This is a genomic window from Microbacterium sp. 22215, from assembly GCF_052045655.1.
Classification (GTDB): domain Bacteria; phylum Actinomycetota; class Actinomycetes; order Actinomycetales; family Microbacteriaceae; genus Microbacterium; species Microbacterium phyllosphaerae.
In genome coordinates this window covers 38,092-55,067 of record NZ_JBQEPC010000014.1, presented here as the reverse complement: position 1 = coordinate 55,067, position 16,976 = coordinate 38,092, and the positions used below count along the sequence as shown (strand labels likewise).

Sequence of the window (16,976 nt, the reverse complement as noted above, 5' to 3'; positions counted from 1 at the left end):
GCGTGGGCTGATGGTGCGGGGTATATGAACAAGCAGGTCGCGGAAGCGACCGCGCTGACGAATGTGGGGGCGCGGACGTATGACCCGTCGATCGGGAAGTTCCTGTCCGTGGATCCGGTGATCGATACGAATCTGCCGCAGCAGAACACGGGGTACGCGTACGCGGGCAACAACCCGACCACGTACACCGACCCGACCGGGCTCCGCCTGGACCAGGGATGCGGGTGGGGCGCTAACTGCACCAAGACTTACGCGGCACCTCCGTCCTATGCCAGCACTAGCAAGCTTGGAGCCCGCCTGATTGATAAGGGTCAGAAGACGATGAATAGCGTACCGATGCGGAACCCGTTTACGGTTACTCCGCGCCAGGTGCAATCCGACCTCGAGACCTGGGGGCGAGGGTACGCTCAGAGAAATCTGGGGGAAATCCTCAAGAGCGAACAGGGTGCCTTTGTTTGGGCGTGGATGAACGGAACGTCGCCGAATAGCGTCAGATTCGGTCCGCAGTCAATGATTACGCAAGGCTTGATGGATAGCCCTCAGATCGGCGTATATCGCAATGACGTTCTCGCTGCGCTTCGGGCCGGTGGGCCTATTGAAGATGGTCGGTACCGGGCAGGAAAGCCGAGCCTGAGCAATTCGAACTTCCTTCGCGATATGGCGGCAATGGCCGACTGGTCCAATGCGTCCAATGTTGATCGGTCTCTTGCGACTGTAGGGTCGTTTTACATGCAAGCTAAAGCCGTAACCAGCAACAACGACGGATCCGTCGTTGTTCAATTCACTATCACAAACGACATGAACCTGGGGTCCGCCATAGGCCCGAATGATCAATGGCGAGAGCTGTTAAATAGTCTTCCTGGAGACTCTGGCCCCATGTCGAACGTTTCGCAGACATATCAGTGGACGGAGACAATTCCATGATGCGCTTTAGGCGAGGCGGGTCGGCTATTGTGTTGTCCATTATCGCAATGCTTGTCGGGTGCGCTTCGAGTGAGAGCGTTCCAGCAAGCGACGTAACTGCTGAAGACTTGGAAGGAGAGTGGCGTATTGCTGGCCAAACGGAGGAGGTGACGCTCGTGATTCATGGCGACAGGGCTTTCGAGATGCAAAACTGGCCTTCGAATCTAGGATGTGCTGCGCCGAAAGCCGAGTATGTCGAGGACGTCGCTTGGGGTGACGGTCGGGACTTCAGCGGCGTGTGGCAACTCGGCCCGGACGGGTACGAGTACAGTCTGAGCTTGTTCTCGGACGGTGGCGAATGCCCCGGGGCGCTCTCATTCGAGGTCTGGCTGGTCGCGGGCGATTTGGTGATCCAGGATTGGCTGGGCGCGGATCCAGAAGACGATTCTGCGAGTCGCCTCGTAGAGCTTTCGCGTTAGCCTCAGCGGGCACCGGGCCGCTCCCACGATTTGCGTCGAGCCTTGGGACGTATTCTGGTGCGGAGGGTGAGCCGGTGACGCAGCGGTCGGCGAAGTCGGGGACTGTGGGCAGTGTGGTGACGTGGTTGTTCACGAATCTGGAGGGCACGGTGGATGCGCAGACGGATGCGGTGACGGGTGTGACGGTGCAGCAGTACCGTGACCTCGAGAGGATGTTGATAGGTGGATCAGGCTAAAAGGCTTGATGTGAGTGCGTACATTTCTCGCGCTGCCTTGCTGAGCGGCGTCCTGGGGATGGTGTTGGGGGCCATCTATCAGTTGCTTCTTCTGCGGAGCGTTTTGGGTGAAGCATTCCAGCTGAGCGCTGAAGCCATGCTGAAGACTGGGGTCATGATGACTGTCATCATCTTGGTGGGCTCCGTAGGCGCCTTCGTAGCGTACCTGCGCAAGGCGGGGATGCTAGGAAAGATCGTTGGGGCCCTGTTCACCGGCCTGGCGGTGTCGCTGATGACCTGGTCGTCGTGGGTGCTGCTCTTCGGTTTCCCTTTGTTCGCGGGGGCTGTGGCCTCGATCGCCTTCTTGCTGTTGTTGCTCGTTCTGCCGCCACGTGAGGTGGGTACGAGAAGTGCTGAGTAACACGGAACGCAAGAGGCGTGTGCTGCGTGCGTCAGGCGTGATGATCGCCGCAGCCTCGCTATCGGTTGCCTTGGTCAGCTGCGAGAACTTCTATCACTACGGCCCGTTCGCCCTGGGGACTGACGGAGATCAGGTGCTCATCACGTCATGCGAGAACCTGCTCCTGGAGTCTGCCTACCTTGAAGAGCGTCCAGACGCTCCGGGGAACCGCGGGCGTAGGCACGTGTGGGAGGTTGGTGGTCGCAGTGGGATGCGAGCCGGCGATGTGCTCGTCGTCGGCGGAGACAATGCGGGTTTGAAAAATGAACTCCGCAAGTCGTTCACCGTGATTCCCGGCGCGAGATACTTCTTTGAGAGTAAGTCCGAAGAAGGAGACGAATCCGCGTTGTTCGTGATCCCCGCGGCAGGAATCGAGGACGGCGACTGGGTCTCGCCCGACGGTGAAGTACGGAGCGCTCCCTGTTCGGCGGACTAGCGCCGAGTGGATAACCTCCGCAGGAGAGAAGACGCCATATGTTGAGCACTTCGGGGAAATGTCTTTCAGTGTCCGTTGTCGTGCTAGCGCTTGCTTTAACGGGGTGCGACAACGTCCCTCTTCGTGGGGATTTCGAGGTGGGGTTTGATGGTGAGCGCTTGTTGCTGGTGAGTTGTCAGGATGCGAGCGTGACTGAAGTTAGCGTGAGCGAGTACATCCGGAAACCGGGCGAGTCGAGCTCGCAAAGGGTTTGGGAGGCGTCTGGCGAGCGGTCGCTCGCCGAGAAGGACCCACTGATTGTCGGTGGGGAGAATCGGGGCTTGATCAATGGGCTGGTGAGGGACGTGACTCCGGGGCCGGGAACTCAATATCACGCCTTGTTCAATGACATGCCTGATCGGGTGTCGTCCGCGCGGTTTGTCTGGCCCGACGGCGGTGTAGCGCCGGGGCGGTGGCTGAGTACCGACGGTGACCTGCACGCTGGACCATGCGAGGCGGCTGGTGAGTAAGAAACCGTGACGCCGAGGCGGGGACGAATAACGAACGTGCGCGGATGCGGCGTCTGCGGCGACTTTGGGTGGTCCGGCTCCGATGTGGGTGGACTATGCGTATGACATGGCCACGGGTAATCGGACGAGCGTGACGTCGCATTCGTCGATGGGGTCGACGTCGACTCGGGCGTATGAGTATCCGGCGGCCGATGACGATCAAGTCCTCTGGATTTCGAAGGCGGCGCCATACGAATAGAGGCCGCGCCAGGATTGCTGACGGTTTGATTGACTGCATGATCGGAGGATATAAGTGAGATTCTTCGTGGGTGTGTGCTGGTTCCTGCTCCTGCTGGTTCGCGGAATCTTGCTCTGGATAGTCGTTCCGGTCGCGGCCGCATCATGGCTGCTCGTCCACTGGTGGGCGCAGAAGGCGTCCATCGCGCAGGCGATCTGCTGGTACGACCAGAACCTGTGGGCGATCTTGATCCTGATTCCGTTCCGTGTGCTGAAGCGACTTGATCCTCAGGTCGCCAGCGTGAGGTTCCTCACCGTCTCGTCGATGAGTGACGTGAGGACCTACAGGATCAGTTTCGTGAGCGAGTTCGTTTGACCGTGCCGCTCTCGGGGCTGGGATCCGCGTGGCGACGAGCTCGTCGCGACGGGTAGGGGCGAGGGCGAGAGGAGTCGACGGGTGGTGCGTGCTACCTGATACTTGTCTTGTGTCGTCAGCTGGGAGAAAGCCCGCGGCTGCGTGTCGGCAAGCGGTTCGACTGTGAAAGGAGCTGAGGTGCTGGTTTCAGGCGTCGTGTGCGTGCTTCTCGGCGCCCTCCTTGCGATCGTTCACCAGCGCTATTGGCGATTCTTGAGGAGAGCGAGTAACCGTCTCTTCAGTAAGGCGCTCGCCGAAGCGTCGATGAACCCCGGAGAAAGTTCGAAGGCCCTCCTGATCGTCGGCATGGGAGCAATCCTGATGGGGCTGATTCAGATAGCGTTCGGGCTGGAGCTGATCTGACCGGGCGTTTCGTCCACCGGTCGGACGCGGATACGGGGTGAATGGCATGGACGCGAACAGCGTGACGTGCTCGCTCTTCGGGCGTGTTGCCGCAGGCGCAGAAGCCGATCGCATCGGACGCGAATACGACTTCGATTGGCGCCGCTCAACGTCCAACGGTGATTCGCGTTTCTCAGTGGACATCCCACTTCCCACCGGCGCAGTCCATGTCGGATCCGCGCTCGACGGGATCATCCGTCGTGATCAGCCCGTTCTGCGCGCACTGTCCGGCGAGACGGCGATCGACCTCGACATCGCGATCTGGTTCGAGCCGGCGAACGTGCATCCGGTGGTTTTCGATGGCGATTGGCTGAGTGCTTGCGGGCGTGAATTCGAGATCTGGGCAGAGGTCTCGCACTCTGAACGCGATGCGGATGCTCCGGTGTCGCCGAGCACCGATGTCGTCATGATCGAGTGGCGGCGGGACGGAGTCGAACGGCGAGCGCAGATCGTCGAGGCATCCGCGGAGCGGCGGCAGGTGCTGCTCATTGGGGCCGTGCGCCAGGCGATCTCTGACGGTGCCGATCAGGTGGCGATCGAGCTCTCCGCCAGCCAAGGCATCGCCGGGATCGTGGTTCCGGCCGACCTCGTCGCTGCTCTCGCCGCGAACCGCGTCACGCTTACCTTGACGGGCCACCGCCGGACGGAAGAACAAGACGTCCCATCAGCCCTCTCAGAGTCTTGAGGAGACAGCGTATGTTCCCGGAGATCATCCTCGGCCCGATCGCGATCCTTCTCGGCGTGGGTGTGATCACCGGAAGGCGCGTCTTCCCAGGCGTCATGCGCGCCGGGTTGACGCGTTTCTACGGTGAGGCTGTCGCTGAGCACCTCATCGTGCCACGCGCCTCGCTCCACCTGCTGATCGTCGGATCGGCGATTGTCGTCATGGGTTGCTGGACCACGGTGTCTGGGATCTTCGGCTGGTAAGACCTGCTTGACCTTGACGCAGCGTCAACTTCTACCGTGGAGTTATCGAGGAAACGGATCCACGGAAGGAGGGCGCGATGACCGGTCGTGATTGGTCGATCCAGGAGATCGCCCGACTCGCGGGCACCACCAGCAGAACGCTGCGTCACTACGACGACGTCGGCCTGCTGACGCCGTCGCGCATCGCGCACAACGGCTACCGCCACTACGACGAGGCCGCCCTCGTGCGTCTGCAGCGCATCCTGCTGCTGCGCGAGCTCGGACTCGGGCTGCCGCAGATCGCCGAGGTGCTGGACCCGGTGACTCCGCGGCACAGCGAGGAGTCCGCTCTCGAGACGCACCTTGCGCTGCTGCGCGAGGAGCAGAACCGGCTGGCGCGGCAGATCGCTTCGGTCGAGAACACCATCAACGCATTGAGAGGAGGTGAAGAACTCATGGCAGAGAACATGTTCGACGGTTTCGACCACACCCAGTACAAGGAGGAGGTCGAAGAGCGCTGGGGTCGCAAGACCTACGCCGACAGCGACCGCTGGTGGCGCGGGATGACCGACGCCGAGCGCGCCGACTGGCAGCAGCGGGTGTCCGACCTCGGTCGCGACTGGATCGCCGCCGCCGAGAGCGGCATCGACCCGGCATCCGACGAGGCTCAGGACGTCGCTCGTCGCCACGTCGGGTGGCTCACCGGCATCCCGGGAACCCCCGCGGCCGTTCCGGGCGGTGACGTGAAGGGATACGTGATCGGACTCGGTGAGATGTACGTCGCCGACCCGCGCTTCGGCGCGAACTACGCGACGTCGGCCGGCGGCACGCAGGGCGCGGAGTTCGTCCGCGACGCGCTCCGCATCTACGCGGACGGCAACCTGTAGCCGGCTTCGCGGCATCCGCCCCTTCGAGCGCACCCGACGGTGCTGCTCGAAGGGGTGCTTTGCACAGATCGAGACACCACGGCAAGACCGAGATCGGATGCCGGGGGTGGGCGTAGGGTCGGGTCATGGCCCCCCGCCGCAGACGCACCGACGCCGCGCCGCTCTTCGCGACAGCCGCCGTCGCCTACGGTGCGAACGTCGCCCTCGGCACTGCCGTCGCGACCAGGCTCATCGACACGAGCAACTTCCGGTGGCTGCACCACGCGATCTACATCGCCACCTGCGTGAGCTCGGCCGCCGCGTTCTCGGCGATCATCTGGGGCCGGCCGAAGCACGCGAGCCGCCGTGCCGCCCTGGCGCTGGCGCCGGCCGCCGCGCCGCTCGCCGCGATCCCGTACCTCGGCACGCACGGCCGACGGCATCCGCTCGTCGCGCTCGCCGCGGCCCCCTTCATCGTCGCGGGCCTCATCTGCTCGCGCCTCTCCACCGACCGGAAGTGAACGCATGGAACTGCTCGACGCCATCCGCCGCCGCAAGACCACGAACGGGCCGTTCCTGCCCGACCCGGTGTCGGAGGAGCATCAGCGCATCCTGCTCGAGGCGGCCGGCCGCGCACCCTCGCAGCTGAACAGCCAGCCCTGGCGGTTCGTGGTCATCGAGAACCGCGACACGATCGACAGGATCGCGCGGATCTCGGGCGAGAGCATGACCGAGGCGATGTCGAACGGCACGTTCTTCGAGCGCTACAAGCCGTACTTCCGCTTCAGCCAGGCCGAGATGGAGGAGAAGCGCAGCGGGATGCTGTTCGACAAGCTCCCCGCGGCCCTGCGTCCGTTCACCAGCCAGGTGTTCACGAAGCGCGGTCAGAAGCTGATGAACACGTTCGGTGTGCCCAAGACGCTGGGCGAGGAGAACCACAAGCTCGTCGGCGGCTCGCCGCTGCTGCTCGGCGTGATGCTCGATCGCAGCGAGTACCGGCCGGGCCAGCTCTCGTCGTTCTACTCGGTCTTCAGCATGGGCGCGGCGATGGAGAACGTCTGGCTGACGACGGTCGAGCTCGGCATGGGCATCCAGTTCATCTCGTTCCCGATGGAGGTCCCCGGGCGGTGGGAGGAGATCATCGACCTGCTCCATGTGCCCGACGACCTCGAGCTCATGGCCGTGTATCGCCTCGGCTACCTGCCGCCCGAGCAGCGCCGCCCCGCCATCGACTGGTCGAGCCACCAGCGCAAGCTCGCCTCGCAGTACGTGTTCCGCGAGAACTGCGACCAGCCCCAACAGGGGTGGGATGCGCCGCCGGCGGCTTCTCACGACGAATAGGATCGGCCGCATCTCCGCTCCATGTGGAGCATCCTTGCGACACCTGTAGCATCCTCGCTACCATGTGGGCATGGACATCCCCGCTCTCCTCGATGCACTCGGCAGCACCCCGAGCGCATCGGCGCGGGCGACCGGACTCGCACGCTCGACCATCCAGCGCGTGCGCGACGGGAAGTCTTCGCCGACGATGGAGACCCTGCGCGAGCTCGCGCTGGCGGCCGGATACGACATCGATCTGACCCTGGTGCCTGCGAGCGATCCGGCGGCTGCGGTCGCGGCTCGGGTGATCCTCGATCCTGCGACGCCGAGGATCGAGGATCTCGAGGGGTGGGAGATGGTCGACTCGAACGAGGTCGCGGCCATCGCGCAGTGGGTCTCCCGCCTCGAGCGCCAAGCGCCGGATGACCGGAGGAGGCTGCTGGAACTCGCCGGTCGCTCTTCGGCGCCGCAGCATCGAAAGGGTGCACGGTTCTTCGCACCGAGGCCGGGGATCAGTCAGGAGCAGCTCGTAGAGGTGGCCGACGGTGCGATCGGACGAGCTGGCGGAGCTCTCTCGGGTGTCGCCGCTGCGGGGGTCTACCTCGGCCACGCACCGGATCCGGGACCGATCGTGGTGTGGTCGATCGAGACGGATGCTGTGGCGGATCGGTTGGCCGCGACACTGCGCGAGACCGGTGAGTATCAACCGGCGGGCGTGCTCCTGGCTCCGACGATGCGTCCGTACCTGGTCGACATGACGATGCCTCCGGCCTGGCGGCACCGGATCGTCTCGCCGATTCAGGCGGCGATCGACTTCTACGGTCTGGGGTACACCGAATTGGCTGACGAGATCACGGAAGGGTGGTGACTCAGGATGATCGAGCCGGGGGAGGATCAGGGTCCCGACGAGAAGTGGGGCATGACGTCGTCGGAATTCGCCGCGCGTGCAGCCGCGAACCGGGCGCGTCACCAGACGGCGCCGAGCACCCGTGACCCCTTCGGTGGTGACTCTCTGCGTCAGCTGCGCACGGGGAGGATCACCTGGCGGCCGGGGGCAGTCGACTTCGACCTCATCAGGCCGTCCACCGTGGAGCGCGCACTCTTCCGACTGGAGAAGTCGCTGCCGGAACTCGTGTGGAACGCTGCGGCTCTCGAAGGGAACACCTTCACGCTGCCCCAGGTGCAGACGCTGCTCGACGGCGTGACCGTCGGCGGGAAGAGGATCGAGGAAGCGGAGCAGATCCTCGCCCTGAGCGAAGGCATGGGTCTGATGATCCGAGCCGTACGCGATCGGTCGTTCTCGCTGAGCAAGGAGATGAGCGACCGGGTCCACGGAGCGGTAGCGAAGCACGAGGCGATCGAGTCGGGGAGCTTCCGAGGTGAAGGCGCCGTCAACGGTGGCGGCTCTGTGCGCCTCGCCGCCGGTGGCACTGTGGACGGCGATCCGACCGGACCGGGAGGCGAACAGCTGCAGGCGGACTACAGCAACCTGCTCGCCGCGCTCGGCTCGCTCGACGACCCGCGAGCCCGCGCGCTGCTGTATTTCGCCTCGGCGACTCGTTCGCAGTTCTACTTCGACGGGAACAAGCGCACAGCGCGCATCATGATGACGGGCGCACTGATCCGGTCAGGCTTCGAGCCGGTGAACATCCCGTTCGCGCGACAGGAGGAGTTCAACGTCGCGCTCGACGAGCTCTTCCGCACCGATGACGGCACCCGCCTCGTGGCCTTCCTCACGACCTGCACGATGCTCGACGTGGACTGACGCAGCCCGCCCTCGGCGCAGACACGGCGCTGACGCTCAGCCTCCGCTCTTGCGGGGCAGCACCTTCAGATCCTCGACCGCCGGGCCCTCGATCCGGGTGCCGTCGGCCTCGAAGCGCGAGGCGTGCAGCGGGCAGTCCCACGTGCAATCGGCGTCGTTCCACGCGAGCACGCCGCCGAGATGCGGGCACACGGCCGACACGGCACGCGTGACCCCGCCGACGGTCGAGATGGCCACGGGGCGACCGCTGCGGTTCGCGACGACGCCTTCGCCCTCGGCCGGCTTCGGCACGGGAACCGGCGTCCGCTCGGCATCCACCCATCCGGTCGTCGCAGCAGCGGCGACCTTCGCGCCCTCGACGGCGCCTCGGGCGAGATCGGCGGGCACGGTCAGTCTGGTGCCGATCTTGACCATCCACGACGGTCGATCGTGCCAGCTCGCGCCGAGGATCTCGGCGGTCAGACGCAGGGCGGCGGCAGGGGCGTTCGAGAGCCCCCACTTCGCATAGCCGGTGGCGAAGCGGATGCTGCCGAGTCCGCGCGGCATCGCCCCGACGAACGGGATCTGGTTGTGTGACTCGTAGTCCTGCGCCGACCAGCGATGGGTCTCTTCGGCATCGGGGAAGTACTGCCTCGTCCACTCGACGAGATCGTCGACCGCGGCGGCCTCGCTGTCGGAGCGCCCGACCGGATGCCCGTTGCCGCCCACGACGAGCCGTGCATCGCCGCCCGGTCCGTCGGCGTCGGAGACGGGGCGGATCGACCGTGTGGATCCATCGACCGAGATGAACGTCGACGTGGGGAGGTCGCCGCTGACGCGGAACGAGACGCAGTACGAGCGGAAGGCCCGCATCTTGGCGAAGTACAGCCCTCGGTCGAGGATCGGAGAGCCCGTCGCGATGACGATGTGCTCGGCGAACATCGGGCCGACCGGGGTCTCGACGCGAGGCTCAGGGAGCACATGGGTCGCCGTGACCCGCACGCCGGTGTGCAGGGTGCCGCCCTCGGCGAGCAGCTCGCCGGCGAGCGCGTGCGTCACCAGCGCCGGGTCGATCGTCACCTGGTCGTCGAGCGCGACGGCGCCGAAGACGGGGAACGCCATCGACGACAGCTCGTCGCGCGAGAGCATCCTGGTCGGCAGCCCGGCCTCCTGCGCCGCGTCATGCACCTCGCGGATCATGCCGAGACCGCTCGGATCCTGCGCGTACGAGTGGTCGACGCGCCGCTCGTACGAGACGCCCGCATGGTCGGCGAAGGCGAGCAGCCAGTCCATGCCCTCGCGGTTGCCCTCGACGTACGCCTGCACGAGCGCCGCGGGGTGATGCTTGCGGATCTCGGCCAGCCGCTTGCCCTGCAGCAGTGTCAGCTTGCCGGTGTTGGCGCCGGTCGCGAGCTCGGCGACCTCACCCGACTCGATCACCGCGACGTCGAGCCCGGCTCGGGTGAGCATGACCGCGGTGCTCAGACCGGTGAGGCCTGCGCCGACGATGATGACGTCGTGTCGTGCTCCCGGGTCGAACGGCGTGCCGGTCGGCGGGGTCCGGTCGAGCTTCCACAGTGGCTTCATGGCGACAGTCTTCGCCTCGGAGCGGCCGACTCACACCGGGTTGACAATCGACGGTTGCACAGCGACGGCGCGGATAGAGTGGCGGCGTGACCGCTCGCCGCCTGCTCCTCGTCTTCGCGGGCGGCAGCATCGGCACGGCAGCGCGACTCGCGGTCGGACTCTGGATGCCGGATGCCGGGGGCGTCCCGTTCGCGACCCTCGCGGTCAACGTGCTCGGGGCACTGCTGATCGGCATCCTCGCCGCGCGGCTGCCGCAGACCACGGGCCTGCGGGTGTTCCTGGGCACAGGCGTGCTCGGCGGGTTCACGACGTACAGCGCCTTCATGACGGGCACGGTCGCACTCTGGGCGGATGCTCCGCTGCTCGCGTTCGTCTACGCGGCAGGCAGTCTCGTGCTCGGCCTCGGTGCCGCGGCGCTGGGCCTGCGGCTCGGCCGACCGCGGGCGACGCATCCTGTCGCGGAGGCCACCTCGTGACCCCGCTGCTGTTCGTGGGTGCCGCGTTCGCCGGAGGGGTGGGTGCCGTGCTGCGCTATCTCGTCGACCTCGGAGTCGCGAGATTCGCCGGCCGTCGCTTCCCGTGGGGCATTCTCGTCGTCAACCTCAGTGGCTCGTTCGCACTGGGTCTCGTGACCACGGCTCTGCCCTCGGAGGCATTCCTGCTGGGGGCGGGACTCCTCGGCGGATACACGACCTTCAGCACCGCCATGCTCGACGCCGTCGCCCTGTGGCGGGACGGCGAGCGCGCGGCATCCGCGTTCGACGCGGTCGGGATGCTGCTGCTCGGTCTGCTCGCCGCCGGCCTCGGGCTGGCGCTCGGCTCCGTGCTCTGACCCGACGCTGAGCCCGGATCGCGCACTCGCGCAGATCGATGCTCGCGCACTCGCGCAGATCGATGCTCGCGCACTCGCGCAGATCGGTGCTTGCGCAGCGTGCATCCGTCGGGTTAGTCTCCTTGCTAATCGTTTAACTGCTAATCGTTTAACATCACGATTCCGCCCGATCCGATCCCCTGCACCCGTCAAAGGAGACACCGATGCCCCGTACTTCCCGCCGCGCCCTCGGCGCCCTCGCCGCCTCGGCGGCAGCCGTCCTGGCGCTCAGCGCCTGTTCGTCATCGACCGGGGGCGAGAGCTCGTCCGGAGGCGACGTCACCCTCAGCTACGCGATCTGGGACGAGAACCAGAAGCCGGCCATGGAGGAGATCGCCGCGGCGTTCGAGAAGGAGAACCCGAACGTCACGATCGACATCCAGGTAACGCCCTACAAGGAGTACTTCACCAAGCTGCAGACCGCCGCCACCGGAGGGTCCGCGGCGGACGTGTTCTGGATGAACGGCCCGAACTTCCAGCTGTACGCCTCGAACGGTCAGCTCGCGCCGCTCGACGACGCCGGTGTGGATGCCGCCGACTACCCGCAGGGTCTCATCGACCTGTACACGTTCGACGGGAAGCTCTACGGCGCTCCCAAGGACTTCGACACGGTCGCCCTCTGGTACAACAAGGCGCTCTTCGACGAGGCCGGTGTCGACTACCCGACCGCCGGCTGGACGTGGGATGACTTCACCGCCGCGGCCGCAGCTCTCACCGACCCGGCCAAGGGCCAGTTCGGCGTCGCCGCCAGCCAGTACGGCCAGGAGAACTTCTACAACTCGATCGCGCAGGCCGGCGGCGAGGTCATCTCGGCCGACGGCACCGAGAGCGGCTACGGTTCGCCCGAGGCGCTCGCCGGCATCGAGCTGTGGACGGACCTCATCGAGGCGGGGTCGTCGCCGACGGCGCAGCAGATGACCGACACCAACCCCGAGGACTTCTTCCTCTCGGGCAAGGTCGCGATGTTCCAGAACGGCTCGTGGGCCGCCATCGCCTACGGAGACAACGCCGACATCGCCGACACGGTGAACGTGGCACCTCTTCCCGAGGGGCCCGAGGGCAACCAGAGCGTCATCCACGGTGTCGGCAACGTCGCCAACGCGAAGAGCCCTCATGTCGCCGAGGCGAAGGCGTTCGCCGCCTTCGCGAGCGGCAAGGAGGCCGCAGAGATCCAGGCCGAGACAGGCACCGTGATCCCCGCGTTCAACGGCACCCAGCAGGCGTGGGTCGATGCCCTTCCGCAGTACGACCTGCAGGTCTACATCGATGCCCTCGACACCGCCGTGCCGTACCCGGTCTCGAAGAACACGTCGGCGTGGACGAGCATCGAGAGCGAGGTGCTCTCGCAGGTCTGGTCGGGTGCCGTCGCTCCCGACGCGGGGCTCAAGGACCTCGCCGAGCAGATGCAGACCGCGCTGGATGCCGAGCAGGAGTAGTCACTCATGACCGTCACCGCGTCACCCACGCGCGTGCAGGCAGAGCGGATGCCGGCGGCGCCCAGCCCCGGCATCCGCCGCCGCCGGCGCAACCCGGGGGCCTCCCCCTGGTGGGCCCTCGTCTTCATCGGCCCCACCGCCCTCGGCATCGCCGTCTTCTACCTGTGGCCGACCGTGCGCACGCTCATCATCTCGTTCACCAAGTCGGGGCCCTTCGGAGGCTCCGAGTGGGTGGGCATCGAGAACTACGCCCGCCTGTTCCAGGATCCCGAGCTGATCGGAGCGCTGCGCAACACCGCGATCTACACGGTCATCGCCCTCATCGGCATCCCGCTCGCCGTCGGCATCGCCGCTCTGCTGAACACCGCAGGGCTCGCGGGGCGCAGCGCCTACCGCACGCTCTACTTCATCCCCGTCGTCACGATGCCCGCCGCTATCGCGCTGGTCTGGCGCATGATCTACAACGGCGACTACGGCGTGCTCAACGCCGCCCTCGGCGCGGTCGGCATCGAGGGCCGCAGCTGGCTCACCGATCCGAACACGGCGCTCGTGGCCATCGCGGTCGTGGGCATCTGGGCGGGGCTCGGCACCAACATCGTCATCTTCCTCGCCGGGCTCCAGGGCATCCCCGACACGATCATGGAGGCGGCCGACCTCGACGGCGCCGGACCCGTACGCAAGTTCTTCTCCATCACGATCCCGCTGCTGTCGCCGTCGATCTTCTTCGTCAGCGTGATCAGCGTGATCGGCGCCCTGCAGGTGTTCGACCTCATCTACATGATGCTCGGACGCAGCAATCCGGCTATGCCCAACACCCGCACGGTCGTCTACCTGTTCTACGAGGCGGGGTTCCTCGACAACGACCGGGGCTACGCGGCCGCCGTCGCCTTCCTGCTGCTCGTGATCATCCTCGTGCTCACGGTCGTGCAGTTCCGTCTGCAGAAGAAGTGGGTGCACTATGAGTGACGTCTCGCTCGACACGCGCGCCATCGTCGGTGCCCCGACCGGCCGCTCGACCGACCGCCCCGGCAAGCCCCGCAACCGGGCGATCTGGATCGTCCACGCCGTGCTGCTCGTCGGCGCGATCCTCATGGTCTTCCCGTTCATCTGGCAGCTGCTGACGTCGTTCAAGACGCTGTCCGACTCGGTGCAGGTGCCGCCGAGCCTGCTGCCGCGCGAGTGGGTGTTCACGAACTTCGCCGAGGTGTTCGACTCGATGCCGTTCGCGCAGATGTTCGCCAACTCGGTGCTGCTCACGGTCGGACGCACGGTCGGTCAGGTCGTGCTGTGCACCATGGCCGGCTACGCCTTCGCCCGCATCCCGTTCCCCGGCCGCAACGCACTGTTCGTGGTCTTCCTCTCGGTGCTGATGGTGCCGTCGCAGCTGTACCTGCTGCCGCAGTACGAGATCATCCAGTCGCTGGGCTGGCTGAACACCCTGCAGGCCCTGATCGTGCCCGGCATCTTCAGTGCGTTCGGCACGTTCCTGATGCGTCAGTTCTTCATGTCGATGCCCGCCGAACTCGAAGAGGCGGCCCGCATCGACGGCGCGAATCCGTGGCAGACCTTCTGGCGGATCATGGTTCCGCTCGCGAAGCCTGGCATCATCGCTCTCGTGGTGTTCACTGTGCTGTGGTCCTGGAACGATCTGCTCTGGCCGTTGATCGTGACGACCGACCCCGCCAAGATGCCGCTGTCGGTCGGGCTCTCGCAGCTCGTCGGCATCCACGGCACCGACTACCCGGTGCTGATGGCCGGAGCGCTGCTCGCGACCCTGCCGATGCTGGTGACCTTCATGATCCTGCAGCGGCAGTTCATCCAAGGCATCGCCTTCAGCGGATCGAAGGGCTGACCCATGGCAGAGCGCAGGCAGCAGTCGACGACCTCACGGCGTCCGACCCTGAGGATGGTCGCAGAGCGCGCGGGCGTCTCGACCGCCACGGTGTCGTACGTGTTCTCGGGTCGCTCGGGTGCGGCATCGGGGGCGGGTGTCGCCGAGGCCACCGCCGCCCGAGTGCTCGCCGCCGCCGACGAGCTCAACTACCGGCCCAACATCGCGGCGCGGACGATCCGCACCGGTCGCAGCGGCATGGTGCAGCTCTCGCTGCACATGCTCAGCGACCCGTGGTCGCTCGCGGTGGCGGATGCCGTGAACGTCGAGGCCAACAGGCACGGCCTCACGACGCTCATCCTCGCCGACGGAGACTGGCATGCGGCCCTCGACCGGGTCGAGAGCGACGTCGCCTACCTCGACGGCGTGGGGATCGACGAGGATGCCGAGCGCAAGCTCGCCGACCTCGTGCAGCGCGGCCAGCGGCTCGTGGTGTTCTCGGAGCACCTCGAACCCGCCGGGTTCGACGTCGTGCGGTCGGACGCGATCCCCGGGTGCGAGCTCGCGATGGACCACCTGCTCGAACGGCATGTGCGCATCGGATGCCTGGCGGCCGAGGGCGCCGTGCGCCTCGCGCCCACGCAGATCACTCGCTACACGCCGTACCTCGAGAAGATGGCGGATGCCGGACTCGAGGTCGACCCCGAGTGGACGGTCACGTACACCGAAGGCCAGGCGAGCGCCTTCGCCGCGGCCGTGCAGCTGCTCTCGCGCGACGACCGGCCGGATGCGATCTACGCGACCACCGACTTCGCGGCCATCGCGGCGATCAATGCGGCGCACATGCTCGGACTCCGCGTGCCCCACGACGTCGCGGTGATCGGCGTCGGCAACACCCCGGATGCGCAGCTCATCGCCCCCACCCTGACCACGGTCGGCCCGACCGACTTCTACGACCGGCAGGCGCGCATCATCATCGACCGCGCGCTCGCCGCAGACGACTCCCCTGGTCGCCTGCACGAGTTCGCCTGGTCGCTGTTCCCCGGTGCGTCGACAGACCTCGACGCGCCCACCACTCACGCGCGCTGACGCAGGCGTCCGCGCACACACGATTCGACTCTCAGAAGGACACCCGTGGACCTCACCATCGGAATCATCGGCTTCGGCGCGCGCGCCACACTGCGCGAGGAGGTGCATCGCCCCGGACACGGCTCGCGCATCACGGCGATCTGCGATCCGTCGGAGCGGGCGCGAGACGACGCACGGCGTCTGCTCCCCGACGCGTTCGTCACCGACTCCCTCGACGAGCTGCTGGCCTCGGGCATCGACGCCGTCATGGTGCTGACGCCCGACGACACGCACGCCGCGCTCAGCATCCGCGCCCTCGAGGCGGGAGTCGCGGTGTTCTGCGAGAAGCCCCTCGCCATCGACCTCGCCGATGCCGACGCGATGCTCGAGACGGCTCGCCGCACCGGCAGCCGCCTCTACATCGGCCACAACATGCGCCACATGCCGGTGATCACCCTGATGCGCCAGCTGATCCAGGACGGCCGGATCGGCGACGTCAAAGCCGTGTGGGTGCGCCACTTCGTCGGGCACGGAGGCGACTACTACTTCAAGGACTGGCACGCCGACCGGCGCCGCACGACCGGGTTGCTCCTGCAGAAGGGCGCGCACGACATCGACATCATCCACTGGCTCGCGGGCGCCTACACCGAGCAGGTCGCGGCCATGGGCGAGCTCAGCGTCTACGGCGACATCACCGACCGCCGTGATCGCACCGGCGAGCGGATGCCCGACTGGTTCAGCGTCGACAACTGGCCGCCCACGTCGCTCACGGGGCTGAACCCCGTGATCGACGTCGAGGACATCTCGATGGTCAACATGCGCCTGTCTGGCGGCATCCTCGCGTCGTACCAGCAGTGCCACTTCACGCCCGACTACTGGCGCAACTACACGGTGATCGGCACCGAGGGGCGCATCGAGAACGTCGGTGACACCGCCGGCAGCGAGGTCAGACTGTGGAACCGCCGTCACCGCGGCGCGGCCGACGCCGACGAGACGTTCATCGTCCCCGAGGGCGAAGGGGCGGGGCACGACGGGGCGGACGCGCTCCTCGTCGCAGAGTTCCTGCGGTTCGTGCGCGACGGGGGAGTCACCGAGACGTCACCCGTGGCCGCTCGTGAGGCGGTCGCCGCCGGCATCCTCGCGACCGAATCGCTGCGCGGAGACGGTTCGGCCATCCGCATCCCCGAACTTGATGCCGATCTCGTCGCCTACTTCGAGCGCGGGCAGGTCGAATAGCGGGATGCCGCGCATCGCTGCCGGGCGAATCTCCAGGTTCGCTAGGCAGAATGTACAAACGTACATGTACGTGCGT

Annotated in this window: 21 protein-coding genes; 20 read left to right on the top strand and 1 reads right to left on the bottom strand. The window is 66.3% G+C overall.

Going from position 1 to position 16,976, the window contains the following annotated elements; translation table 11 throughout:
• From ACTJKH_RS17515 to ACTJKH_RS17455, 13 genes are all read left to right on the top strand, one after another.
• Positions 1–924 (top strand): RHS repeat-associated core domain-containing protein (locus ACTJKH_RS17515; RefSeq protein WP_440737973.1); only part of this gene is annotated, 924 nt, incomplete at its 5' end.
• Positions 925–1,456: 532 nt separating this feature from the next.
• Positions 1,457–1,618, top strand: coding sequence for a hypothetical protein (locus ACTJKH_RS17510; RefSeq protein ID WP_440737972.1), 162 nt, complete (start codon positions 1,457–1,459; stop codon positions 1,616–1,618).
• On the top strand, positions 1,605–2,018 hold the full coding sequence (locus tag ACTJKH_RS17505) for a hypothetical protein (RefSeq protein WP_440737971.1): 414 nt from the start codon (positions 1,605–1,607) through the stop codon (positions 2,016–2,018). Before ACTJKH_RS17510 ends, ACTJKH_RS17505 begins: the two co-directional genes overlap by 14 nt.
• A gap of 40 nt (positions 2,019–2,058) precedes the next feature.
• On the top strand, positions 2,059–2,493 hold the full coding sequence (locus tag ACTJKH_RS17500) for a hypothetical protein (protein WP_440737970.1): 435 nt from the start codon (positions 2,059–2,061) through the stop codon (positions 2,491–2,493).
• A gap of 819 nt (positions 2,494–3,312) precedes the next feature.
• Positions 3,313–3,594 (top strand): hypothetical protein, encoded by a 282-nt coding sequence (locus ACTJKH_RS17495; protein ID WP_440737969.1) that lies wholly within the window; start codon positions 3,313–3,315, stop codon positions 3,592–3,594.
• 177 nt (positions 3,595–3,771) lie between these two features.
• Positions 3,772–3,996: a hypothetical protein gene (locus ACTJKH_RS17490; protein ID WP_440737968.1), complete on the top strand. Its 225-nt coding sequence runs from the start codon at positions 3,772–3,774 to the stop codon at positions 3,994–3,996.
• A 175-nt stretch (positions 3,997–4,171) separates the two neighbouring features.
• The gene (locus tag ACTJKH_RS17485) at positions 4,172–4,720 is read left to right on the top strand and encodes a hypothetical protein (RefSeq protein WP_440737967.1); all 549 of its coding nucleotides are present in this window, start codon (positions 4,172–4,174) and stop codon (positions 4,718–4,720) included.
• 11 nt (positions 4,721–4,731) lie between these two features.
• Positions 4,732–4,962, top strand: coding sequence for a hypothetical protein (locus ACTJKH_RS17480; RefSeq protein WP_440737966.1), 231 nt, complete (start codon positions 4,732–4,734; stop codon positions 4,960–4,962).
• A 77-nt stretch (positions 4,963–5,039) separates the two neighbouring features.
• Positions 5,040–5,828: a MerR family transcriptional regulator gene (locus tag ACTJKH_RS17475; RefSeq protein ID WP_440737965.1), complete on the top strand. Its 789-nt coding sequence runs from the start codon at positions 5,040–5,042 to the stop codon at positions 5,826–5,828.
• A 125-nt stretch (positions 5,829–5,953) separates the two neighbouring features.
• Entirely contained in the window at positions 5,954–6,328 is a 375-nt protein-coding gene (locus tag ACTJKH_RS17470; RefSeq protein ID WP_440737964.1) for a hypothetical protein, read from the top strand.
• 4 nt (positions 6,329–6,332) lie between these two features.
• Positions 6,333–7,148, top strand: coding sequence for a nitroreductase family protein (locus ACTJKH_RS17465; protein ID WP_440737963.1), 816 nt, complete (start codon positions 6,333–6,335; stop codon positions 7,146–7,148).
• Positions 7,149–7,218: 70 nt separating this feature from the next.
• Entirely contained in the window at positions 7,219–7,995 is a 777-nt protein-coding gene (locus ACTJKH_RS17460) for a helix-turn-helix domain-containing protein (RefSeq protein WP_440737962.1), read from the top strand.
• 51 nt (positions 7,996–8,046) lie between these two features.
• Positions 8,047–8,892, top strand: coding sequence for a hypothetical protein (locus ACTJKH_RS17455; RefSeq protein ID WP_440737961.1), 846 nt, complete (start codon positions 8,047–8,049; stop codon positions 8,890–8,892).
• A gap of 36 nt (positions 8,893–8,928) precedes the next feature.
• On the opposite strand, the gene ACTJKH_RS17450 is transcribed toward ACTJKH_RS17455, so the two are convergent.
• A complete protein-coding gene (locus ACTJKH_RS17450) occupies positions 8,929–10,458 on the bottom strand; it encodes an FAD-dependent oxidoreductase (RefSeq protein ID WP_440737960.1) in 1,530 nt (509 codons plus the stop codon).
• An 86-nt stretch (positions 10,459–10,544) separates the two neighbouring features.
• Between ACTJKH_RS17450 and ACTJKH_RS17445 the strand changes: the two genes are divergently transcribed.
• The 7 genes from ACTJKH_RS17445 to ACTJKH_RS17415 all read left to right on the top strand — a co-directional run bounded on the left by ACTJKH_RS17445 (position 10,545) and on the right by ACTJKH_RS17415 (position 16,900).
• On the top strand, positions 10,545–10,934 hold the full coding sequence (locus ACTJKH_RS17445; protein ID WP_440737959.1) for a fluoride efflux transporter FluC: 390 nt from the start codon (positions 10,545–10,547) through the stop codon (positions 10,932–10,934).
• Entirely contained in the window at positions 10,931–11,290 is a 360-nt protein-coding gene (locus ACTJKH_RS17440; protein WP_440737958.1) for a fluoride efflux transporter FluC, read from the top strand. The genes ACTJKH_RS17445 and ACTJKH_RS17440 overlap by 4 nt, the downstream gene beginning before the upstream one ends.
• 203 nt (positions 11,291–11,493) lie before the next feature.
• Positions 11,494–12,765 carry an ABC transporter substrate-binding protein gene (locus ACTJKH_RS17435; RefSeq protein WP_440737957.1) on the top strand — a complete coding sequence of 424 codons (1,272 nt, stop codon included), beginning with the start codon at positions 11,494–11,496 and terminating at the stop codon, positions 12,763–12,765.
• 6 nt (positions 12,766–12,771) lie between these two features.
• On the top strand, positions 12,772–13,731 hold the full coding sequence (locus ACTJKH_RS17430; protein WP_440737956.1) for a carbohydrate ABC transporter permease: 960 nt from the start codon (positions 12,772–12,774) through the stop codon (positions 13,729–13,731).
• Positions 13,724–14,617, top strand: a complete 894-nt coding sequence (locus tag ACTJKH_RS17425) for a carbohydrate ABC transporter permease (RefSeq protein WP_440737955.1) — start codon at positions 13,724–13,726, stop codon at positions 14,615–14,617. The genes ACTJKH_RS17430 and ACTJKH_RS17425 overlap by 8 nt, the downstream gene beginning before the upstream one ends.
• 3 nt (positions 14,618–14,620) lie before the next feature.
• Positions 14,621–15,685, top strand: coding sequence for a LacI family DNA-binding transcriptional regulator (locus ACTJKH_RS17420; RefSeq protein ID WP_259160596.1), 1,065 nt, complete (start codon positions 14,621–14,623; stop codon positions 15,683–15,685).
• Positions 15,686–15,730: 45 nt separating this feature from the next.
• Positions 15,731–16,900: a Gfo/Idh/MocA family protein gene (locus tag ACTJKH_RS17415; protein WP_440737954.1), complete on the top strand. Its 1,170-nt coding sequence runs from the start codon at positions 15,731–15,733 to the stop codon at positions 16,898–16,900.
• Positions 16,901–16,976: the final 76 nt, after the last annotated feature.